The following is a 23798-nucleotide window of genomic DNA, read 5'->3' as shown; positions in this document are numbered from 1 at the left end:
CTCAACATAAGACTATAATATTTATTAGGGAAAATATTTTGCAAAATAACAACTTCAAAAATGGATATGTTTATATTCTTGTTTCTAAAAACTGTGAATGTATAAAAATTGGTGGAAGCGATTATCCTCCACTAAAAAGAATAAAAGAAATTAATTCAATGGAGCCCTATAAGAGCTTAGGTAAATGGGAATTATATGATTATAGACAAGTTCAAGATTGGCGAAAAGTTGAATATCAACTTCATTATAAGTTTCGTAGTAAATTAAATAACACCCAAGCAGGACAAAGAGAATTATTTCATCTATCACCTCAAAAAGCGTCAAAAAGCGTCAAAAAGCCTTAATAATATAGATGACGCCCTTATTATTAATAAACCTAAAATAGATAGAATGTTCAATGATATTGAATTCCGATATTACTTAGAAAATTTATTTATTTTTTCGGGATTGACAAACTGGATCTTGTATCAAGGACTTTGGACATTAGTGTTATTTCCGTCTACTGAAGGAGGAAGATATTTCACATTAAATATTGGTCCACACGAAGTTGCATTTACAACCTTAAATAAAGTAAATTCATTAAGTGAACATATGATTTTATTAGATAAATTGATCCTAGACTATGATGGTATATCTCATTGGGTTAGAAAAAACAATGGATATGTCGTTGACTCAAGCTATAAAACAGCGCTACCGAGGGCTGTATGTGTCTATTTTAAAGGTGATTTCAAAACATCATTAGAATTTCTAACATTAGATGGTGTTCGTCGTGCATTGATTGCTTACTGGCAAGAAGCACTATTTCAGCTTAAAGACACCAAAAAACAAAGTATCTATGCAAGATTTCACAATTACAATGCAGTTATCAAATTATTACAATCTATTGAAAAAAGATAATTTGCTACAAATATAGGAGAAAAATATGACACAACAAGCTATTCTTTTTATCGACCGCGACGGCACCTTAATTGATGAGCCGAAAACCGATTTTCAAATCGACAATTTAGAAAAATTACAATTTGAGCCGAATGTCATTCCAGCACTATTGAAGCTCAAACCCTTTTACCGTTTTGTGATAGTCAGTAACCAAGATGGTTTAGGCACGCCTTCTTTCCCACAGGAAAATTTTGATAAACCACATAATGCGATGATGGCGTTCTTTAAATCGCAAGGTATCGAGTTTGATGAAGTGTTAATTTGCCCGCACAAGCCAGAAGACCAGTGCGATTGCCGTAAGCCCCAAACCAAGCTGTTGAAAAAATATATTGATAAAAAACTGTTCGACCCAGCCACCAGTTTTGTAATTGGCGATCGTACGACTGATGTACAACTGGCAGAGAATCTTGGGGTTCGTGCCCTACAATATGATCGTGAAAAACTCAATTGGGATCTGATTGTGGAAAAACTTTTACCAAAACAGACCGCACTTTTAGACCGCAAACCACGCTATGCCGAAGTAGTGCGCACCACCAAAGAAACAGACATCAAAGTACAAGTTTGGTTAGATGAAACTGGCATAAATGAAATCAAAACTGGCGTTGGTTTCTTCGATCATATGCTCGATCAAATCGCTACACACGGCGGTTTTAGAATGAACGTGAACTGCAAAGGCGATTTATGGATCGACGAACACCACACTGTTGAAGACACCGCCCTCGCGCTTGGCACAGCCTTAAAACAAGCGCTTGGCGATAAACGCGGCATTCAGCGTTTCGGTTTTGTGTTGCCAATGGACGAATGTAAAGCGGAATGCACGATGGATCTGTCTGGTCGTCCTTATTTCAAATTCAAAGCTAAATTTAAACGCGATAAAGTGGGTGATTTCAGCACTGAAATGACAGAGCATTTTTTCCAGTCGATCGCTTATACCTTAATGGCAACCTTGCACCTGAAAACCAAAGGCGACAACGACCACCACAAAATCGAAAGCCTGTTTAAAGTGTTTGGACGGACGTTAAGACAGTGTATTAAAGTGGAAGGGAATGCATTGCCGAGTAGTAAGGGGGTTTTGTAATAATGAAACTTAACTAAATTCTAGCCATATAACAATTGATAAAAATAAGGAAGAAAAATGCTTGATAAAACCTCATTACAAAGAGCGATCGATTTCTTAACCCAACAAGACATATCAGAAGGAAAAAGTAGATATCACTCCTGTAAAGAACTCTTAGAATTTCTATTATATAACCAAGATGAACTGAAAGAAATAGCCCCATTTAATTATCATTATATTGGAGAAAGATTTGAAAATTATTTATTAAATGGCACATATCATAATAAATTTGAAGATTTCTACTTATTATGTATGAGATTTTTGAGAGAGATTATATTTTACATAAGAAGAAATAAAGATGAGGGTTTCTTTTTAGAATCCGCTTGGAGTTTTTTTGATAATGAAACAATGAATTCATTTGATGATAACAACCACCAATATGTTCACTATATAAGAGAAAAAATGGGAATTGATATTCTTAATTTCTACTTTGGACAAGATGGATTTAAAGCATTTAAAGAATACGGAAAATTCAAGATTGACATTGATAAAAGTAATAAAAACCTTCTGAAAAATAAAGAAAATTTTGAGAAATTTCTTTCTGAAAAAGAAGAAAGTGTAAAAAGGTTAGAAAGTGTATTAAATGAACAAAAAACAGCATTTAACTTTGTAGGCTTATCAAAAGGATTTGAAAACCTTTTAGATAAGAAAATTACTGCAAGAAACTGGACATTCGGATTTTTGATAGGGATAAGCATTGCCTTACTTGCAACGCCCCTAGTTTATATATGTTTATTATTGAATAACCCAGAAATAATTAAAAATCCTGAATTATGGAAACCATTATTACCTTTTATTGGTCTAGAAATTATTTTCTTATATTTCTTCAGAGTTATTCTTAATCACTACAATTCAATTCAAACACAAATAATGCAACTTGAATTAAGGCAATCACTCTGCCAATTTATTCAAAGTTATGCTGATTATGCAAAAGAAATCAAAGAAAAAGATGATATATCTTTAGAGAAATTTGAGAACATTATTTTTAGTAATATCTTATCCGATGGTAATAAAGTACCAGGAACTTTTGATGGAATAGAAACATTAGCTAGTTTAATTAAAGAAATTAGAGGTGGTAAATGAACCGACTAAAAATAATCAACACCGGCTGCGCCAACCTATCCTCAGTCAAATTTGCCTTTGACCGCTTAGGGTATCGCGCAGACATTACCGATAATATCGAGAAAATTAAATCCGCCGATAAATTGATCTTACCCGGTGTGGGTACAGCGAAAGCAGCGATGCAAAATCTAGCGGATTTAGCTTTAATTGAGGTTATCCAAAATCTCAAACAGCCTGTTTTAGGCATCTGTTTGGGGATGCAATTAATGACCGAGTTTTCAGAAGAAGGCAATTTGGAGTTGTTAAAGCTGATGTCTGGCAAAACAGAAAAATTGCCGGATTGTCATCTGCCTTTGCCACATATGGGTTGGAACAAAGTGCATTATTCAACCGATCACCCGCTATTTGCAGAGATTGAGCAAGACAGCTATTTTTATTTTGTGCATAGCTATGGCGTGTTGCCGAATCCACACACGATTGCCACTTGCGACTACGGTGTGCCGTTCTCTGCGGCAATCCAACATAACAATTTTTATGGCGCACAATTCCACCCCGAGCGTTCTGGCAAGGCGGGGGCGCAGTTTTTGCGTAACTTTGTGGAAAATATTAAATAAGTGCGGTCGATTTTTTAAAAATTTTGCCAATACAGGAAAACATATGAAAACATCACAAATTATCCCCGCCCTTGATTTGATTGACGGTCAAATAGTGCGCCTTTATCAAGGTGATTATGGGCAGAAAACCCTTTATTCCGATAACCCAATTGCCCAATTTCAAGATTATGTGGCACAAGGGGCGAAGCAATTGCATTTAGTGGATCTCACTGGTGCGAAAGATCCCAATAAACGTCAAACCCAACTGATCGGTGAAATTATCTGTGCGGTGAATTGCCCAATTCAAGTGGGTGGCGGTATTCGCAGCGAACAAGATGTAGTAGATTTATTCGCAGCTGGCGCCAATCGAGTGGTGATTGGTTCAACAGCCGTAAAACAGCCGAATATAGTCAAGCAGTGGTTTAATAAATATGGCGCAGAAAAGTTTGTGCTGGCATTAGATGTAAATATCAACATACAAGGCGAAAAACAAATTGCAATAAGCGGTTGGCAAGAAAATAGTGGTATATCACTAGAAACGTTGCTCAGTGATTTTAGTACAGTCGGTTTACAGCACGTTTTATGTACTGATATTTCTAAAGACGGCACATTACAAGGCTCAAATGTTGAGCTTTACCGTGAAATCTGTACACAATTCCCTCATATCGTATTTCAATCTTCAGGTGGGATTGGCTCACTTTCTGATATTGAAGCATTAAAAAGTACGGGCGTGGCAGGCGTGATCGTTGGACGTGCGTTGTTAGAAGGAAAATTCAGCGTGCAGGAGGCAATTCAATGTTGGCAAAACGGATAATTCCTTGCTTAGACGTGCGTGATGGTCAAGTAGTCAAAGGCGTACAGTTTCGTAACCATGAAATCATTGGTGATATTGTGCCGCTAGCACAACGTTATGCCGAAGAAAGGGCGGATGAATTGGTATTCTATGATATTACCGCTTCGTCAGACGGTAGAACTATTGATAAAAGTTGGGTTGAACGTGTAGCACAAGTAATCGATATTCCATTCTGCGTGGCTGGTGGTATTAAAAGTGTAGCAGATGCCGAAAAACTCTTTGCGTTTGGTGCTGACAAAATTTCGATAAATTCACCTGCATTAGCTGATCCAAACTTGATCAATCAGTTAGCAGATCGCTTTGGAGTACAGGCAATTGTGGTTGGTATTGACAGCTGGTTTGAAAAACAAACAGGTAAATATTGGGTCAATCAATATACGGGTGATGAAAGTCGCACTCGCCAAACCCATTGGCAATTGCTGGATTGGGTGCAAGAAGTACAGAAACGAGGGGCGGGTGAAATTGTGCTGAATATGATGAACCAAGATGGCGTGCGCCAAGGCTACGACATCACACAATTAAAATTAGTGCGAGAAGTTTGTCATATCCCACTGATTGCTTCAGGTGGTGCTGGTGAAATGGTGCATTTTCGTGATGCCTTTATCGAAGCCAATGTGGATGGCGCACTTGCCGCAAGTGTATTCCATAAGCGAATTATTGATATTGGAGAGCTGAAAACCTATCTGAGCAAAGAAGACATTGAGGTCAGAAAGTAATGTGGCAAGGTGTATTAAGCCAATTTTATTCTTCTTTATATCCTCTGCTGGGTATAGCAATGGCTACCGTTGTGCTGAAAGTGGTATTCATTCTTCTCACCAAAAAGAGAAAAAAGAAAAATCGTTATATACACGCTCATTCAACTATCTTAGATAAACCCGATAAATTGGAAATTTTATCAAAATCGACATTCCGCAAATGCGCGTTAATGAATAAGAGCGAATCTATTTTGTATTCTAAACTCGCTAATTTATTGAATACACAACATGCCGAACAAGGTTTTAAGTTATTTTCGCAAGTTTCAATGGGTGAATTTATTCAATCCGATGACCAAAGTGCATTTGCTCTGATCAATAGTAAAAGAGTAGATTTTTTAATCATTGATAAAGACTACAAACCTCTTGTGGCGATTGAGTATCAAGGAAGCGGTCATTATCAACGTAATGCTATTGAACGAGACATGATAAAGAAAGAATGCTGCCGTAAAGCAGCTATTGAATATATTGAGTTTAAACAGCACTATGATGATCTCGATTTTCTGCGCATTTCAAGAATATTACATCACTATCATAGTGTCCCAATAAATGAGGAAATTTATGCTAACAACCCAAATCAACTGGCAAAAAGTCGACAATCTACTCCCTGTGATTATTCAAAATGCCACCACTTGTGAAGTGTTAATGCTCGGTTATATGAACCAAGAAGCATTAGAAAAAACCTTGGCAGAAAAACGTGTCACCTTTTTCTCACGTACTAAAAATCGTTTATGGACCAAGGGCGAAACATCGGGCAATTTTTTGAATGTGGTCGATTACAGCTTAGATTGTGATAATGATGCCTTGCTGATTTTGGTCAATCCGATTGGCGAAACTTGCCATACTGGCGCAGAGAGTTGTTTTTATCAGTTTGAGCATTCTACACAACCCGATTGGATTTTCTTTAGTAAGCTAGAACGTTTAATCGCGAGCCGTAAAAATACTGATCCAACAAGTTCTTATACCGCACAATTGTATGCCAAAGGCACGAAACGTATTGCACAAAAAGTAGGAGAAGAAGGGGTGGAAACTGCGCTTGCGGCGACAGTAAAAGATCGCAACGAAACGATTTGTGAAGCAGCCGATTTAGCCTATCACTTAACTGTGTTATTACAAGATGCCGACTTATCATGGGCAGATGTGATCGCTAAACTTAAAGAACGCCATACGAAATAACATTAAAACACACTGTACCTTATTGTAAGTTGATAAAAAGTGCGGTGTGTTTTTTTAAAAGTTTGCTCGTTTAACCTATGATTTTCCTATAGGATATTACCCGCTTTTATGCTATTTTAGAGCCTAAATTTTCTTAGTCATTTAGGTCAATTATCATGGAAAAAATCATTATTGATGAAAACCAATTTCTTCGAACTATCTCTCGCATTTCTCATGAAATTATTGAAAAGCACCAAAACTTAGACAACATTGTGATCGTTGGGATTAAACGCCGCGGTGCTGAACTTGCCGAATTAATTAAGAAAAAAATTGCATATTTAGCCAATGTTGAATTACCTTCTATTGATTTAGACATCACGTTTTATCGAGATGATCTTGAATATGCAGAATCACATTCCCAAATGCCTACTTATAGTGGCGCATCAAATTTCATTAGCATTCATAATAAAGAAGTGATTTTGGTTGATGATGTGCTCTATACAGGTCGAACTATTCGGGCTGCCTTAGACGCATTAGTTGATTTTGGGCGAGCTGCAAAAATTGAATTAGTCATTTTTGTTGATCGTGGTCATCGTGAATTACCGATTCGCGCAGACTATGTTGGTAAAAATGTACCAACTAGCCGTAACGAAGAGGTCCAAGTACGCACAATGAAATTTGATAATTGCTACGAAGTTGCACTACTCTCACATACTAAATAAAGTTTGTGAACCTTTTGCAAAATTGATACTCTAACGAAGTAATTTTTAACGAATTAAAATTAATGGAATAGATAATGAAAACTATTAATATAAGATCTATTTTCTTTGCACTACTCGGATTATTTGTGATTTCAACAACACAGGCTGAGGAACGTGTTGTTGCGACTGTAAACGGTATCCCTGTTCTAGAAAGCCAAGTAAAAAAACATGTAGGTAAAAAAGGGAATCGTCAAGCTGCATTAGATAAAGTCATTGACGATATTCTAGTGCAACAAGCTATCGAAAATTCAGGTATCAAAGTGGACTACGCACAAGTAGATCAAATCATTGAAGGTATTGCTGCACAAAATGGTTTAACTTATGGGCAATTACTCGATGCGTTAGATTACCAAGGCATCAGCTATAATGCTTATCGCCAACAAATTGCGAACCAAATTTTAATGGGTGAAATACGTAATCAAGCGATTGGGCAAAGTATCGATGTCACCAGAGAGCAAGTTGAGGCATTAAGCAAACAATTACTCACCCAAGCAAAAGAAAAAGGCACAGAACAAAAAGTATCGGCAAAACAATATGAAGTACGTCATATTTTATTAAAATTAAACCCATTATTAAATGATACACAAGCAAAAGCACAATTAACTCAAATTCGTGCTGATATTTTAGCAGGCAAAATAACTTTTGCTGATGCTGCACTAACATATTCAAAAGATTATCTTTCTGGAGCCAATGGTGGCAGCTTAGGTTTTGCTTTCCCTGAAACCTATGTTGCGCCATTCCAAAAAACCGTATTAAACAGTAAAAAAGGTGTTATTTCAGCGCCATTTAAAACAGAGTTTGGTTGGCATATTTTAGAAGTAACAGATACACGTGAAAGTGATCGAACAGTTGATGCATATCGCCAAAAAGCCTATGAACAATTAGTGAATGAACAAGTAAAAGGTGTTGAAAATGATTGGGTTAAAGCATTACGTAAACATGCAGATATTCGTTACTTAAAGTAACTATAAATTAATACTTAGATCCCAGCGCACAAGCTGGGATTTTGCTTTATAATAGACCGCACTTTTGACACGATGACAACTCCCATAATTGAGAATATATGAATTCAAAAAAACACTTAGGCCATACTGCTCGTAAACGTTTTGGACAAAACTTTTTACACGATGATAACGTTATTCAAGGTATCGTTTCTGCTATCTACCCACAAAAAGCGCAGTTTCTTGTGGAAATTGGACCAGGATTAGGAGCTTTAACGGAACCTGTTGGTGATCTAGTCGATCACTTAACTGTAATAGAATTGGACCGTGATTTAGCTGAACGTTTACGCCATCACCCGTTCTTACATCACAAAATTACTGTGATTGAAACTGATGCAATGCAATTCGATTTTGAACAACTTTACCGAGAAACAAACCTCGCAGAAAAAAATCAAAAAATGCGTGTATTTGGTAATCTACCCTACAATATTTCGACCCCATTAATGTTCCATTTGTTTAAATACCATGATTACATTCAAGATATGCATTTCATGTTACAGAAAGAAGTGGTAAAACGTTTATGTGCAGGTCCAAATAGCAAAGCCTATGGTCGCTTAACCATTATGGCGCAATATTTTTGCCAAGTAATGCCAGTACTTGAAGTACCACCTACAGCATTCAAACCTGCCCCCAAAGTTGATTCAGCAGTGGTTCGTCTTGTGCCACACAAAACACTACCACATCCTGTCAAAGATTTATATTGGTTAAATCGAGTATGTAGCCAAGCTTTTAACCAACGCCGTAAAACCCTTCGTAATGCTCTATCGACGCTATTCACGCCCGAACAATTATCAGAATTAAACATTGATTTAACTGCGCGTGCAGAAAATTTATCTATTGCAGATTATGCTCGTTTAGCAAATTGGCTTGCCGATAATCCACCAATAGAGATAAATACAGATCAGTTGATTGAGAACCTAGATGATTAATGAAATAAGTGCGGTGTAAAATGGCGACATATTTAGTAGGTGATTTACAAGGCTGTTATGATGAGTTGCAGCTTCTACTTGAGCAAGTACAATTCGAACCAGATAAAGATCAACTTTATTTAGTTGGAGATCTAGTTGCTCGTGGCGATAAATCACTTGAATGCCTGCGTTTAGTTAAATCTCTGGGTAACTCAGCCAAAACAGTACTAGGTAATCACGATTTACATTTAATTGCTACCGCACTTGGTATCAAACCTATAAAAGCACGTGATCGCGTTGATGAAATCTTCAAGGCAAGTGATTGTGATGAACTTATCCATTGGCTGCGCCACCAACCTTTACTCATTCACAATCAACAACTCAATTTTATCATGGTACATGCTGGTATTTCGCCTGATTGGAATCTTAATATGGCAAAACAATGTGCTCATGAAGTAGAGCAAGTACTACAACATGGCGATTATCACTATTTAATTAAAAATATGTATGAAAACCATCCTGATCGTTGGAATGATAATTTACAAAGTTTAGATCGCCTGCGTTATAGCATTAATGTATTCACTCGCATGCGTTTTTGTTATTGGGATCATCGTTTAGATTTTGCCTGCAAACAGCCACCACAATCTGCACCAGCTGAATTAACACCTTGGTTTAATTTGGATAACCCACTTTATCAAACGACGCCTATTATCTTTGGTCATTGGGCGAGTTTAGTCGATACACTAACACCAACGAATATTTATGCATTAGATACAGGCTGCGTGTGGGGCAATCGTATGACTATGTTACGCTGGGAAGATAAACAATATTTCACACAATCTGCAGTAAAAAATTACAATAGATAGCAACATAGCAACCTATAAAAAATTATGAGCGTCATCTTATCCATATCTCGTTCTTATAACCTATTTTATATAAAATGCCATACCCAAGAAGCAGTGAACTATAATCATATTTTTCTACGATCAGCAAACTGATTGATTTTAATTAATTTTCATAAATCTAACCTCAAAAATATCTGTTTATTTCCCACCTATTTTCGGGTAATCTTGATCAGGTTCATTACGTATAATGAAGCGGATGAACAAAGATGCATATAACATGTTATGTTTATTTATCTACAAGGACAATTCAATGAAAAAACTTCTTGCTACACTTCTAGCTAGTTGTTCAACGATCGCATTTGCGACATCAAACCAGCCAAACTATCACACTGATGTACATACATACGAACTCATTAAATCCTTTAATTTAGCTGTGCCTAAAGGCTCTAAAGGTGAAACCAATCTCTGGGTGCCATTACCTTTTAACAATGAATATCAAGAAGTGAAATCGATTCAGTTTGACGGGAATTATAAAAATGCCTATCTCACTGAAAACAACCAATATGGCGCAAAAACCTTATTTGCTAACTGGGATGAAAATGCCGATAAACGTGATTTAAAAATCAAATTAGTTATTCAAACAAAAGACAGAGAACCAATGGCACAAGGCGCTTTAAAAGATTATCAAGTGCCAGCTCAAATTAATTATTCTGTCGATGTTCTAACATATTTGAAACCAACAACACATATTAAAATAGATGGCATTGTGAAAAAATATGCCGATAAAATCGTGGGCACAGAGAATAATCCATTACATAAAGCTAAATTAATCCACCAATGGATCGTCAATAATATGGAGCGCGATAATTCAGTATTAGGCTGCGGTGATGGTGACGTGGAAAAAATCTTAACTGCAGGCATACTTAAAGGCAAATGTACTGATATTAACTCGGTATTTGTCGCATTAGCCCGAGCATCAAACATTCCAGCACGCGAGATTTTTGGAATTCGTTTAGGACAAGCCGTAAAAATGGGCAAATATTCGAAAAGTGCATTTGGTAGTGCGGATACAAATAAATTTGCCAACGTAAGTGGTGGACAACATTGCCGCGCTGAATTCTATTTAGCGGGCTTTGGTTGGGTACCTGTAGATTCAGCAGATGTAACAAAGATGCGTTTAGCAGAGAAAAAAGCAGTCAGTGATCCTGATACACAGGCCGTATCTGATTACTTATTTGGTAACTGGGAAATGAATTGGGTTGGCTTTAACCATGCTCGTGATTTCAATTTGTATCCAACCCCTGAAATCACACCATTGAATAATTTTAGCTATCCTTATGCTGAAATTGGTGGCGACCCATTGAATTTCTTTGATCCAAAAGAGTTCAGCTATGAATTTACTGCAAAAGAATTATAACAAAAGCTTCATTGCAACCTGTGTTACTGCGGTGATCGCTGCAGTAACTTCTACACTGTGTTGTATTGCACCATTAATTTATCTAATGTTTGGTGTTTCATCTACTTGGTTAGTTAGCTTAAATGAGTTAGATTATTTACGCCTTCCCATGCTCATTTTATCTCTGACTGCCTTTGGTTATGGTTTTTGGCTACTGGTTTTTTCTAACAAAATCATTTGTACTACTTATATTTCTCGCAAAGGCTTGATTATTTTATACAGCATCGTGTTTGTGATCATATTGTTTTTTCTGCTTTATCCAAACATTTTGCCTTATTTTCTCGAATAAAAGGTTTATTATGAAAAAAATACTTTGCTTATGTCTGCTCCTTTTTCCACTCTTCAATATCAGCTATGCAACACCCTCTGTTTTAAACACAGATGAAAAACAAGTCATGATTCATATTAAAGAAATGACATGCCAGCTTTGTGTTTATTTAGTCAATAAAGAACTGCGCAATATTGAGGGTGTCATTTCTACTAAAGCGAATTTTAAAGATCGCATCGTCAATATCGTGGCCAAAAAAGAAGTAGATAATCAACACTTACTGCAAACGATTAAAAAATTGAAATATACCCCTGATATCATACAGGTCCAACAATAGCTTAAAGTGCGGTCGAAATTAATAAAATTTTATGCAACAGAAAACAAAATTGATCAATTCAGCTTCTTGTGAAATATTCAAGATCCCTTTTTATCAATTTGCGCAGATGAAAAAGTTCTGCCCTGCTGATATTGATAAAATCAAAAGCAGTTACAAACAAGAATGGGAAAAATGGAAGTATACTATTTTACAAATATCCAATGCACTTGGTACGCCTTTTACCAAACCTCATATTGAAAGTTGGACCAATGGCTGGCAAGTCAGAGCACATTTTTTCGCTTATTTTAAATATGAATATCAACAAAACTCCGCTGCTATTTTATCGATTATCTTAAATCGACGTCGCCTCTCTATTAGCCTAGATTGGCATTGCTATCGAGCAGATCGTTCACAAATCAAAATTGAACAATACAATCAATGGCTAGAAGCTATCGATCTTGAAAAATATAGCAATTTTGAGCTTTGGCGTGGTGACGAAAGTGAATATGCTGATTTCAAAAAAGCCACTGAATTTCAAGTACAAGAATTAATATTACGTCATGACGACGATTTTTGGTGTATTGGCAAAAATATTGAACAGCAACAGTTAGATTATATTGATATTGTTCAGTTTAGTACTGAAACTATTAAAGAATTATTGCCTTTATATGATCGCTGTCACCAATAATACTCAAAATATTATGAGAATATATTTCCCCTCTAACAGCATACAAACTATATAATCTTTTAACTGCAAATATAACCAGTTATATATCAATAAAGTTGTTTAAAAAAAATCAAAAAAAGCTAAACTTGAGTCATAAAAACAAGTATTGATTATTTAATGCCCTGAAAGTATTCATTTATACTCAAGAAAATATCTATATTAACTCACATGGTTAGAACAAATTTTATGCAAAAGCCACATCAAACTGATTTTATATCTAAATTACTGTTACCTAAAAGTCATACACGGAAACTCTCTACAATAGCGATTTTTCTCTCTAACATAGCCATTTTACCTCAAATAGCTTATGCCAATTGTCCGACTCCAATAGCAGGAGGTGCAGTGGTACAATCTGGCAGCATCTGTAATTATGTAGGCGATAATTTTAAAGATACAAACCGAGACAATGCGGTAATTGACATAAGTAAAGGTGGTACAGCGACTTTCACTGCACTCCATGTTGATTTACATAAAATTAGATATGGCACTAGTGATGGCACTTATGCAGCTATTTTTTTACGCCCAGAGCAAAGTTTAACTAATACTATTATTTTTGAAGGAGATGTTACAGTGCGTAAAGCAACATCTTCTCGAAGCCCTAGAGATATCATTGTGGGTGGAGGAAATCACCTACATATTAAAGGCAATCTTAATATTTCACATGCAGAAAATGTCAATGGGGGTTCATTATTTGCTTTAAACGCAGATGGTAATTGGGGTAATGACCGTACTGATACCTCAATGATTATTGAGGGTAATGTTATAGCAGACACAGAAGGATCCAGTTTTATTCGAATGGGCAATGGTAAGTATATTTTTAATAAAAATGTCTCATTAAATGCAATCGGGGGGGCAATTAGAGCTTTTGACAATACATCAGGTCAGCTTTTATTCCAAGGAAAAACAACTATTGTGAATGATAAGACGTTCTTGCATATTCCATCTACTGCTACACCAACAATTTTATTTAATCAATTTACTATTACGAACCAAAATGACGAGGAAATTTTTGCTTTAGGTAATGGTAAAACTACTATGAACGGCAATAGTATTTTTAATACACCAAATGCCGATGCGATCAAACTCTATAGTAGCGCAATTTTTGAAAATAATGGTCAACTATCAGTAACAAGTAAAGATGGTATTACTATTCATGCTATCCCAGAAGAAAATAGAACAGCTATTTTCAATAATTTAGCTCAGGGTACTATAAATACTAATAAGCAAATCATTGTTAATGATGGCACAGGAACACTCGTCATTAATAACCAAGGTAATTTATCTTCAACAGCCGCACTTTTTCAAAATACACAAAATGGTCATATCCATGTGACAAACTCGAATATATTAACAGGCTTTTTAGAGAGTAGTAATACCGATACTCTCAATCTAATGAATAGTGGAAATTGGTATAATACGGCAAACTCTAGATTAGATAATTTGGTTAATACAGGTACAATTACATTTATTTCTCCTAGCAATGATCAACCACTTATGCTTACAACAGATAACTATAGTGGAGGTGGTACTTTGATCATCAATTCCCATTGGGACGATTTAGGCAATATACTAAATGGGATATCAAAAACAGATGTACTAAAAATTAAAACGATTGGTGGCAATGCTATTACTACGATTAAAATCCATGGCAATAAAATAGGTAATATTACTGCAAAAAATCAACAGCAATTTTCAACAAACGTGATTGAAGTAGAAAACGATCACAGCGGTAATTTATTTATTGGAACAGCTGAAACCTACGGCCCCTATGAAGCACAACTTAAACGCTATGGTAATAACTATCGTTGGGCATTACAATCCTTACCAAATATAGAAATCATCAATCAACCTATTGTCGGTTATATACAACAGCCATTCATTAATCGCCAAATGATATACTCACAACTTGGTAAATTACATGAACGCATTGGTGAACAACCTCATTTATTGTTTGATAAAAATGATATTAACAAACGAATCTGGACTCGAGTACGTTATGACTATGACATGTTCCAAGGTAAAAAGCGCTTTGGTACCAAAACACAATCTGGTTTTATCCAATTTGGTCAAGATTTAATGTTCAAGCTAAGTGAAGAAAAAACACAGCAATATACAGGTATTACATTTACTTATGGCTGGGCAAAAAATAGTTTCTTTGATAAATATCGTGCAGAAAGCGCTATCGTTACATCAGATAAGTTTACTGGTAGTGCCAAAACAGATATGCTCTCACTTGGTAGCTATCATACTTACTATAGTTCAACGGGTTTATACATTGATACTGTTGGACAAATTTCTTGGCTACAAAACCGTTATCGTAGTCAAAATACGCAAGCTAAACAAAATGGTTATGCTTTTGGCACATCAATAGAAATAGGTAAACCATTTCCATTACTTAATCCAAATATTGCCATTGAACCACAAGCTCAAATCAGCTATCAATCTTTATGGCTAAAAAGTTTTAACGATGGCATTAAAACAATACAGAAAAACCATCAAGATAGCTGGATAACTCGCATTGGTACTCGTGTCACATGGAATAACAATAAACAGAACCGTGAGCCTATCTTTTATATTAGTGCTAACTTACTTAAAATGTTAAAAGGTGAAAAAAGCCAAATAAAAATTGATAACCAAATAGCAAGTGAACACTTCAGTGATTTAGCCGTAGAATTTGGTCTTGGAGGACAACTTCCACTGACACAAAATCTCACCCTTCACGCCAATATGCATTATATATTAGGTATTCAAGATCGTAATAAAGTCTATCGCAATTCAACGCTTTCACGTGAATCTTACAATAGCTACTTAGGTATTCGCTATACTTGGTAATGAATTTGCGAGTAAGAGCTCTCTATTATCTAATAAAATAATAGAGAGCTCTTATCCTTATATTAAAAAACTTGCTTGCAAATTAAGAAAAAAATGCCACGTATTATAGGATACAAAACAAGCAAATTATTTACTCAAGTACTTCCGCTATCCCACTATTTTTCAGGGAAATAAAAGTATTTAAGCTGTCAATTTTCCCCATTTTACGCTATTCTATGCAGTATTTTCTCAAATAAATTCTTTCCGCAAATTGCGGTTAAAATCATAAGGTAAAACTATGCAAGAACAATACCGTCCCGATTTGATTGAGCCAGAAGTTCAACAATATTGGCAACAAAATAAAACATTTAAAGCGATTAAAGATACAAATAAACCGAAATATTACTGCCTTTCTATGTTCCCTTATCCTTCAGGTCGTCTGCACATGGGACACGTGCGTAACTATACTATTGGCGATGTCGTTTCACGTTATCAACGTATGAATGGTAAAAATGTGTTACAACCAATGGGTTGGGATGCATTTGGTTTACCCGCGGAAGGTGCTGCAATCAAAAATAAAACTGCACCAGCTAAATGGACTTACGAAAACATCGAATATATGAAAAATCAGCTTAAAATTTTAGGCTTTGGTTTTGATTGGGATCGTGAAGTGACAACTTGCAAACCAGAATACTACAAATGGGAGCAATGGTTTTTTACTGAATTATACAAAAAAGGATTAGTGTATAAAAAAACCTCAACCGTAAACTGGTGTCCAAACGATGAAACTGTATTAGCGAATGAACAAGTTCATGAAGGTTGCTGCTGGCGTTGTGATACTCCTGTAGAACAAAAAGAAATCCCACAATGGTTCATTAAAATTACCGACTATGCAGAACAATTATTAGGTAGCTTAGATTATTTACCACAATGGCCAGATCAAGTAAAAACGATGCAACGTAATTGGATCGGTCGTTCTGAAGGGGTGGAAATTACCTTTAAATTAGATGGGTTAGATCAACATTTAACTGTTTATACTACACGTCCCGATACTTTCTTTGGTGTTTCTTATGTCGCAGTTGCGGCAGCACATCCTATTGCAGAGCTTGCGGCTAAAAATAACTCAGAATTAGCCCAATTCATTCAAGATGCAAAAAATACTAAAGTAGCAGAAGCTGAACTGGCTACAATGGAAAAGAAAGGTATGCCAACGGGACTATTCGTCATTCATCCATTAACTGGTGAGAAATTACCCGTTTGGGTCGCAAATTTTGTTTTAATGCATTATGGTACTGGTGCAGTCATGGCAGTCCCAGGACATGATGATCGTGATCATGAGTTTGCACAAAAATATCATTTGGCGATCAAACAAGTGATTGAACCACTTGATGGCAGTGCATGGGACGTCCAAAAAGCTGCTTTTACTGAATATGGTCGTGTTATTAATTCTGCTGGATTTAATGGTTTAGATTTTGATGCTGCATTTAATGGTATTGCAGCTAGATTAGCACAAATGGGTGTAGGCAAAAAACAAGTGAATTATCGCTTACGTGATTGGGGAGTCTCTCGCCAACGTTATTGGGGAGCACCAATCCCAATGCTCACCTTAGAAAATGGTGATGTCGTGCCTGCACCATTGCAAGATTTACCTATTGTGTTACCTGAAGACGTGGTCATGGATGGCGTAAAAAGCCCAATTAAAGCCGATCCTGAATGGGCAAAAACAACTTATAATAACCAAATTGCCTTCAAAGAAACCGATACTTTTGATACCTTCATGGAATCCTCTTGGTACTATGCACGCTATACTTCACCTACCTTTGCGGAAGCAATGTTAGATAAAGAAGAAGCAAATTATTGGTTACCAGTAGATCAATACATTGGGGGTATCGAACATGCCACAATGCACTTATTATATTTCCGCTTCTTCCATAAATTATTGCGCGATGCAGGTTTTGTCACCAGCGATGAACCCGCAGATAAATTGCTCTGTCAAGGTATGGTATTAGCTGATGCATTTTATTACACTTCGCCAACCAATGAGCGTATTTGGGTTTCACCAACAGAAGTGACCTTAGAGCGTGATGAAAAAGGTCGAATCATTAAAGCATTTGATAAAGAAGGTCGCGAGCTTGTGCATTCAGGTATGACCAAAATGTCAAAATCCAAAAATAATGGGATAGACCCACAAGAAATGGTAGAAAAATATGGTGCAGATACCGTCCGTTTATTTATGATGTTTGCTTCACCAGCTGAAATGACATTAGAGTGGCAAGAGTCAGGTGTAGAAGGTGCTAAGCGTTTCCTCGGTCGTTTATGGAATCTCGCTTTTGAATACAACAAAAATCCTGCAGAAACATCTATAGAACCAACTGCACTTTCAGCTAACCAAAAGGCATTACGCCGTGATGTGCATAAAACAATTGCTAAAGTAAGCGATGACATCGGTCGCCGTCAAACATTCAATACTGCAATTGCAGCAATTATGGAGCTAATGAATAAATTAACTAAAGCACCATTAGAAGAAGCACAAGATCGCGCCATTATGGCTGAAGCATTAAGTGCAGTAGTGCGTATGCTTTATCCAATCACACCACATATCTGCTTCCAATTATGGAAAGAATTAGGCAATCAAGAAACTATTGATTTTGCACCTTGGGTGGAAGCAGATGCTACAGCAATGATTGATGATGAAAAATTAGTCGTTGTACAAGTAAATGGTAAAGTACGTGCGAAAGTCACTGTGCCTGCCAACATGGGTGAAGAGGAAATTAAGCAAGTTGCCTTATCAGACAATAATGTAAGTAAGCACTTAGAAGGTTTAACTATTGTAAAAACCATCTATGTACCAGGTAAATTATTTAGCTTTGTCGCGAAATAATTTATGATTTATCTTAACTTTTCCCTCTAGTTTCAGAGGGAAATGAAGGATCTAACTATGTTGAAACAACTGAAACACATTTTGCTCATAACAAGTGTCTGCCTGATAAGCGCTTGTGGTTTTCAATTCCAAAATGGTGGGTTAATTCCGCAAGAATTGCAAACTTTGACTTTAGAAAGTAGTGACCCTTACAGCGAAATGACCATTGTATTAAGAAAGCAATTGCAGCTAAACAACATTAATTTAGTTGATGCTCAACAAACTATCCCAGTACTACGCTTAAATAAAATCACAATGAGTGACAAAGTCGCGTCGATTTTTAAGCGTGGACGCGAAGCAGAAAAAGTTCTAATTTTAGAAGTAGACGCGATGGTAAAATTGCCAAATCAGGCACCATTCCCAATTTCTGCAAAAGTAAACCGCACTTTCTTTGATAACTCACGTGCCGCTTTAGCTAAATCAGCAGAAAAAGAGGTCATCTGGCATGATATGCGTGAACAAGCTGCACGCCAATTAATTACTAAAATGGTCGCGCTACAACATCAAGTCAAGCCAAAATAATGAATCGTATTTCTACTGAACAACTCGGGTCTTCTCTCCAGCATAGACTGGCAAAGCTCTATTATTTAGTGGGGCAAGATCCTTTATTGCTTAATGAAAGCCAAGATCTAATCAGCCAAGCCGCCCTGATGCAAGGGTTTGATGAAAAAAATATCATTTCTGTTGATAGTAACACAAGTTGGAATGATTTATTTGAACGCTGCCAATCAATGGGGCTATTCTTCAATAAACAAATTCTCTTCCTCAATTTGCCAGAAAATCTCTCGACAACGTTGCAACAACAGTTGCAAGAACTGATTTCGCTGTTAAATGAAGACATATTACTTGTTTTGCAATTAACCAAGCTGACAAAAACAACGGAAAAACAAAAGTGGTTTATACAAAGCCATGATTACGATCCACAAGCAATCTTAGTCAGCTGCCAAACGCCAAATATTGAACAATTACCACGTTGGATCAGTAATCGTGCTAAAACGATGGGGCTGACGATTGAAGAACAAGCGATTCAATTACTTTGTTATAGCTACGAAAATAATTTACTTGCCTTAAAACAAAGCTTACAACTACTGGCTTTGCTCTATCCTGATAGCAAATTAACTTACCAGAGAGTACAAGCTACTGTTGAGCAATCCTCCGTATTTACGCCGTTTCAATGGGTTGATGCGTTATTAGAAGGTAAAATAAAACGTGCACAGCGTATTCTAATGGGGCTACAAGCTGAAGATGTGCAACCTATTATTTTATTACGTACTTTACAACGTGACTTAATGACATTGTTAGTATTATCAAAACCGCAACATAAAGCATCAATTCGTTCCAACTTACCTGTCCAGCAATTACGAGAACAATTTGATAAATTAAAGGTATGGCAGAATCGACGACCACTATTTAGTCAGGCTTTTCAACGCCTGACTTATAAACAACTTTACCTTATTTTCCAACAACTTGCTCAACTTGAACGTGCAGTAAAACAAGAGTTCAGTCAAGATATTTGGGATAAGTTGGCAGAACTTAGTGTAGTTATTTGTCAGCCAAACAATATGGCATTACTTTCTCACTAAAGAGAGTTTCACTCAATATCCCTCTCAATTTAGACAAAATTTTAATCAATAAAATTAAAATTAAATTGTTTATTTATTCAACAACAAAGGTATAATGCATTGCCTTTTGGCATTTTTTATACAAAATTAAACTATTAATTAAGGATGAACTTATGAAAAAATTATTCGCAGTAATCACTTTATCAGGTATTGCTATGACCGCTTCTGCTGCTGATTTAGCACCAACTTGTGAAAAATACTTCACAGAATATGAAGGCTTCCTTAAAAATGTACCAGCTGAACAAGCGGCTGTGATTAAACAACAATATGATGCTGCAAAACAGCAACTTGCCGCGATGCCAAAAGACATGCAAGAACAAACTTGTAATCAAGCCGTTGAGCAGCTTAAACAAATGAAAGCAGCAATGGGGCAAAAATAGTTTGCTTAAATAACAAACAATATAACCAGTTACTTCTAATTGATAATAATAAACCCTGCTATTGCAGGGTTTATTGATAGGAATAATACCACTATTCTATCGCAGCTTCTGCCAATAAACGTTGGATCAATTTCGCATTTGCTGGTGGAAATTGCCCTGCATCTAACTCACTTTGCGCGACCCAAAAACCTTCTTGTCCCTCACGTCCAAAAGGTTCCCCAAACCATTCATCCACTAAATAAAAATAAAATGAAATGACTTTGGTAGGATACTCAAACTGAAAACGTTCATATAATTCTGCATGTAAAATATGAATACCAATTTCTTCTTCCAATTCTCGTTTTAGGGCTTGTTGCGGCGTTTCTCCAGTATCGACTTTACCGCCAGGGAATTCCAAAGCTTGTGCAAAATCCTGCCCTTCTAAACGCTGAGTCAAATATATTTGACCGAACTCATTACGAATGATACCAGCAGCCACTTGAACTAATGGTTTTGTCATAGCCACTCCTTAAATTGAAAAAGTGCGGTACTATTTTCAAAAATTCTGCAAAATCAGACCGCACTTTTCATCCCCATTAAAGTTAAACAATAAAATTAATATTTTGCTTTACTGCCATGGCAATGTTTATATTTCTTACCTGAACCACAAGGACAAGGCTCATTACGCCCCACTCTACGTTCACTGACCGATTCATCATTCTGATTATCCTCAGAATTATAATGCATTGCTGCATTTTCACGACGAGCCATTTCTTGGCGCATGCGTTCTGCTTGTTCAACTTCCTCTTGAGTACGCACTTGAACTCGGCTTAAAGTAGTAACAACACTCAGTTTAAGTGCATCAAGCATATCAGTAAACATTTGGAAGCATTCTTTTTTATATTCTTGTTTTGGATCTTTCTGTGCATAACCACGTAAATGAATCCCACGGCGCAAATGATCCATTGCTGACAGATGCTCTTTCCAAAGCTCATCTAAAGTTTGCAGCATAACCCCTTTCTCAAAGTGACGCATAGTCTGCTCACCAACAATGGCTTCTTTTTGTTTATACTCCGCAACAGCCGCTTCTAACACACGCTGACGTAATGCATCTTCATCAAAATGATTATCTTCTTCTAACCATCTTGCCAGCGGTAAATCTAAAGCAAAGTCCTGTTTCAAACGTTGCTCTAATGCTGGTACATCCCACATTTCCTCCAATGATTGTGGCGGAATATATTGATCAATCACTTGATTAAATACATCTTCACGAATAACATCAATCGTTTCTGAAATATTCTCGTTATCTAATAATGTATTACGCTGTGCATAAATGGCATGACGTTGATCATTTGCCACATCATCAAACTCAAGCAGATTTTTACGTCCATCAAAGTTATGTGCTTCCACTTTAGCTTGAGCTGAAGCAATCACTTTCGTCAACATTTTTGACTCCATGGCTTCACCAGCAGTACTAAATGCTTTACGCATTAAGTTCAATTTACCTTCATTTAAGTAAATACGCATTAAAGCATCATCAAGTGATAAATAGAAGCGTGATGATCCGGGATCACCTTGTCGCCCAGAACGGCCACGTAACTGATTATCAATACGACGTGACTCATGGCGTTCTGTACCAATAATATGCAAACCACCAGCTGCTTTCACAATATCATGACGTTCTTGCCATGCACTATGAATAGCGTCTATTTGTTCCTGTGTTGGGTTGTCTAACTTAGCGATTTCCGCTTTCCAGTTACCCCCTAAAACAATATCAGTACCACGACCCGCCATATTTGTCGCGATTGTCACTGCACCAGGATAACCTGCGTTAGCAACAATTTCAGCTTCTTGTGCATGGAATTTTGCATTTAATACATTATGTTTAATCCCTGCTTTTTTCAGCGCATGAGAAAGTAATTCTGATTTTTCAATAGAAACGGTTCCTACTAAAACAGGTTGATTACGCGCAACACAATCTTTGATATCATCAATAATCGCATTAAATTTATATTCTTCATTTTCAAACATAATATCGGTACGATCATCACGAATCATAGGGCGGTTAGTCGGTACGACAATAGTTTCTAAGCCATAAATTTGTTGGAATTCAAAAGCTTCAGTATCCGCTGTCCCTGTCATCCCTGCCAATTTTTCATACAAACGGAAGTAATTTTGGTAAGTAATGGAAGCAACTGTTTGGTTTTCACTTTGAATACGTACACCTTCTTTGGCTTCAATGGCTTGATGCAACCCATCAGACCAACGACGACCAGCCATTGTACGACCAGTGTGTTCATCAACAATGACTATTTCTCCATCTTTTACAATGTAATCAACATCACGCTCAAACAACGTATGCGCACGTAATGCAGCATAAACATGATGTAACAAAGAAATTTTAGAGGGTGAATAAAGTGATTCTTCTGCTGACATTAATCCTTGCGCGGTCAACCACTGCTCAACTTTTTCCTGTCCTCTTTCAGTTAAATGCGCTTGTTTAGTTTTTAAATCTAACGTGAAATCACCATCACCCTGATATTCTTCACTGTCTTCTTTATCCTGCTTAATTAAGTTTGGAATTAACTTATCTACAGTAATATAAAGCTCAGAGCTGTCTTCTGCTTGCCCTGAAATGATTAACGGTGTACGCGCTTCATCAATTAAAATTGAGTCAACTTCATCCACTAAAGCATAGTGCAAATAACGCTGAAAACGTTCTTCAGCAGCATGTGCTAAATTATCACGCAAATAATCAAAGCCTAACTCACTGTTTGTCGCATAAGTCACATCGGCGGCATAGGCTTCACGTTTTTGCTCTGGTGATAGACCTGGTACATTGACACCCACCGTCATCCCTAAGAATTCAAATAATGGACGATTTGTTTCGGCATCTCGACGAGCAAGATAATCATTAACTGTTACGACATGAACACCTTTACCCGTTAGTGCATTTAAATAACACGGCAGCGTTGCTGTTAATGTTTTTCCTTCCCCAGTACGCATTTCAGCAATACAGCGATTTGTTAATACCATACCACCTAATAATTGCACATCAAAATGGCGCATACCTAACACACGCTTGCTCGCTTCACGTACAGTAGCAAAAGCCTCTGGTAGAATTTGCTCTAAACCTTCACCCTGCGCTAAACGCGCTTTAAATTCATTTGTTTTCGCCTTTAGTTCCTCATCATTTAATGCTTCGAACGTTGGCTCTAATTTATTAATCTTAACTACAATTTTATTTAAACGACGTAAAATGCGATCATTACGGCTACCAAAAACTTTTGTGAGAATACTTCTAAACATAATTTTTTCTTCTAATTAAAAATAAAT

The 23798-nt window shown here is 36.5% G+C and carries 24 protein-coding genes; 22 read left to right on the top strand and 2 right to left on the bottom strand.

Going from position 1 to position 23798, the window contains the following annotated elements; translation table 11 throughout:
* Nucleotides 1-38 precede the first annotated feature (38 nt).
* From C0975_RS00550 to C0975_RS00445, 22 genes are all read left to right on the top strand, one after another.
* Nucleotides 39-344, top strand: a complete 306-nt coding sequence (locus tag C0975_RS00550; protein ID WP_167383015.1) for a GIY-YIG nuclease family protein — start codon at nt 39-41, stop codon at nt 342-344.
* Between the two features lie 46 nt (nt 345-390).
* Entirely contained in the window at nt 391-897 is a 507-nt protein-coding gene (locus tag C0975_RS00545) for a hypothetical protein (RefSeq protein WP_101774465.1), read from the top strand.
* Nucleotides 898-922: 25 nt separating this feature from the next.
* Nucleotides 923-2014 carry a bifunctional histidinol-phosphatase/imidazoleglycerol-phosphate dehydratase HisB gene (hisB, locus tag C0975_RS00540; protein ID WP_101774464.1) on the top strand — a complete coding sequence of 364 codons (1092 nt, stop codon included), beginning with the start codon at nt 923-925 and terminating at the stop codon, nt 2012-2014.
* A gap of 57 nt (nt 2015-2071) precedes the next feature.
* The gene (locus tag C0975_RS11535; protein WP_245853263.1) at nt 2072-3136 is read left to right on the top strand and encodes a hypothetical protein; all 1065 of its coding nucleotides are present in this window, start codon (nt 2072-2074) and stop codon (nt 3134-3136) included.
* Nucleotides 3133-3729 carry an imidazole glycerol phosphate synthase subunit HisH gene (gene hisH / locus C0975_RS00530; RefSeq protein ID WP_101774463.1) on the top strand — a complete coding sequence of 199 codons (597 nt, stop codon included), beginning with the start codon at nt 3133-3135 and terminating at the stop codon, nt 3727-3729. Before C0975_RS11535 ends, hisH begins: the two co-directional genes overlap by 4 nt.
* A gap of 43 nt (nt 3730-3772) precedes the next feature.
* Nucleotides 3773-4522, top strand: coding sequence for a 1-(5-phosphoribosyl)-5-[(5-phosphoribosylamino)methylideneamino]imidazole-4-carboxamide isomerase (hisA, locus tag C0975_RS00525; protein WP_101774462.1), 750 nt, complete (start codon nt 3773-3775; stop codon nt 4520-4522).
* Nucleotides 4504-5277, top strand: coding sequence for an imidazole glycerol phosphate synthase subunit HisF (gene hisF / locus C0975_RS00520; protein ID WP_101774461.1), 774 nt, complete (start codon nt 4504-4506; stop codon nt 5275-5277). Before hisA ends, hisF begins: the two co-directional genes overlap by 19 nt.
* The gene (locus C0975_RS00515) at nt 5277-5951 is read left to right on the top strand and encodes a DUF2726 domain-containing protein (protein ID WP_101774460.1); all 675 of its coding nucleotides are present in this window, start codon (nt 5277-5279) and stop codon (nt 5949-5951) included. Before hisF ends, C0975_RS00515 begins: the two co-directional genes overlap by 1 nt.
* The gene (hisIE, locus tag C0975_RS00510; RefSeq protein ID WP_101774459.1) at nt 5875-6489 is read left to right on the top strand and encodes a bifunctional phosphoribosyl-AMP cyclohydrolase/phosphoribosyl-ATP diphosphatase HisIE; all 615 of its coding nucleotides are present in this window, start codon (nt 5875-5877) and stop codon (nt 6487-6489) included. The genes C0975_RS00515 and hisIE overlap by 77 nt, the downstream gene beginning before the upstream one ends.
* 155 nt (nt 6490-6644) lie before the next feature.
* Nucleotides 6645-7190: a bifunctional pyr operon transcriptional regulator/uracil phosphoribosyltransferase PyrR gene (gene pyrR, locus C0975_RS00505; protein ID WP_101774458.1), complete on the top strand. Its 546-nt coding sequence runs from the start codon at nt 6645-6647 to the stop codon at nt 7188-7190.
* A gap of 74 nt (nt 7191-7264) precedes the next feature.
* Complete coding sequence (locus C0975_RS00500; protein ID WP_101774457.1) at nt 7265-8194, top strand: peptidylprolyl isomerase; 930 nt, start codon at nt 7265-7267, stop codon at nt 8192-8194.
* 98 nt (nt 8195-8292) lie between these two features.
* Complete coding sequence (gene rsmA, locus C0975_RS00495; RefSeq protein ID WP_101774456.1) at nt 8293-9159, top strand: 16S rRNA (adenine(1518)-N(6)/adenine(1519)-N(6))-dimethyltransferase RsmA; 867 nt, start codon at nt 8293-8295, stop codon at nt 9157-9159.
* A 20-nt stretch (nt 9160-9179) separates the two neighbouring features.
* Nucleotides 9180-10004: a bis(5'-nucleosyl)-tetraphosphatase (symmetrical) ApaH gene (apaH, locus tag C0975_RS00490; protein WP_101774455.1), complete on the top strand. Its 825-nt coding sequence runs from the start codon at nt 9180-9182 to the stop codon at nt 10002-10004.
* A 289-nt stretch (nt 10005-10293) separates the two neighbouring features.
* Entirely contained in the window at nt 10294-11400 is a 1107-nt protein-coding gene (locus C0975_RS00485; protein ID WP_101774454.1) for a transglutaminase-like domain-containing protein, read from the top strand.
* The gene (locus tag C0975_RS00480) at nt 11375-11728 is read left to right on the top strand and encodes a mercuric transporter MerT family protein (protein ID WP_101774453.1); all 354 of its coding nucleotides are present in this window, start codon (nt 11375-11377) and stop codon (nt 11726-11728) included. Before C0975_RS00485 ends, C0975_RS00480 begins: the two co-directional genes overlap by 26 nt.
* A gap of 10 nt (nt 11729-11738) precedes the next feature.
* Nucleotides 11739-12044: a heavy-metal-associated domain-containing protein gene (locus C0975_RS00475; RefSeq protein ID WP_101774452.1), complete on the top strand. Its 306-nt coding sequence runs from the start codon at nt 11739-11741 to the stop codon at nt 12042-12044.
* A 31-nt stretch (nt 12045-12075) separates the two neighbouring features.
* Nucleotides 12076-12711, top strand: a complete 636-nt coding sequence (locus tag C0975_RS00470) for an HI_0552 family protein (RefSeq protein ID WP_101774451.1) — start codon at nt 12076-12078, stop codon at nt 12709-12711.
* A gap of 225 nt (nt 12712-12936) precedes the next feature.
* Nucleotides 12937-15582, top strand: coding sequence for an autotransporter outer membrane beta-barrel domain-containing protein (locus C0975_RS00465; RefSeq protein WP_167383014.1), 2646 nt, complete (start codon nt 12937-12939; stop codon nt 15580-15582).
* Between the two features lie 277 nt (nt 15583-15859).
* Complete coding sequence (leuS, locus tag C0975_RS00460) at nt 15860-18442, top strand: leucine--tRNA ligase (RefSeq protein ID WP_101774449.1); 2583 nt, start codon at nt 15860-15862, stop codon at nt 18440-18442.
* A 57-nt stretch (nt 18443-18499) separates the two neighbouring features.
* On the top strand, nt 18500-19003 hold the full coding sequence (locus C0975_RS00455) for an LPS-assembly lipoprotein LptE (protein ID WP_101774448.1): 504 nt from the start codon (nt 18500-18502) through the stop codon (nt 19001-19003).
* Entirely contained in the window at nt 19003-20064 is a 1062-nt protein-coding gene (holA, locus tag C0975_RS00450) for a DNA polymerase III subunit delta (protein WP_101774447.1), read from the top strand. Before C0975_RS00455 ends, holA begins: the two co-directional genes overlap by 1 nt.
* A 152-nt stretch (nt 20065-20216) precedes the next feature.
* Nucleotides 20217-20483, top strand: a complete 267-nt coding sequence (locus C0975_RS00445) for a DUF5339 domain-containing protein (RefSeq protein ID WP_101774446.1) — start codon at nt 20217-20219, stop codon at nt 20481-20483.
* A gap of 91 nt (nt 20484-20574) precedes the next feature.
* Here C0975_RS00445 and mutT read toward each other — a convergent pair whose 3' ends face one another.
* Together mutT and secA are read right to left on the bottom strand one after the other, a co-directional pair.
* Complete coding sequence (gene mutT, locus C0975_RS00440) at nt 20575-20982, bottom strand: 8-oxo-dGTP diphosphatase MutT (protein ID WP_101774445.1); 408 nt, start codon at nt 20980-20982, stop codon at nt 20575-20577.
* A gap of 95 nt (nt 20983-21077) precedes the next feature.
* Nucleotides 21078-23771: a preprotein translocase subunit SecA gene (gene secA / locus C0975_RS00435; protein WP_101774444.1), complete on the bottom strand. Its 2694-nt coding sequence runs from the start codon at nt 23769-23771 to the stop codon at nt 21078-21080.
* Nucleotides 23772-23798: the final 27 nt, after the last annotated feature.

Origin of the sequence: Pasteurella oralis (assembly GCF_002850605.1) — a bacterium.
GTDB lineage: Bacteria > Pseudomonadota > Gammaproteobacteria > Enterobacterales > Pasteurellaceae > Pasteurella > Pasteurella oralis.
This window is presented reverse-complemented; position numbering and strand designations above follow the sequence as displayed.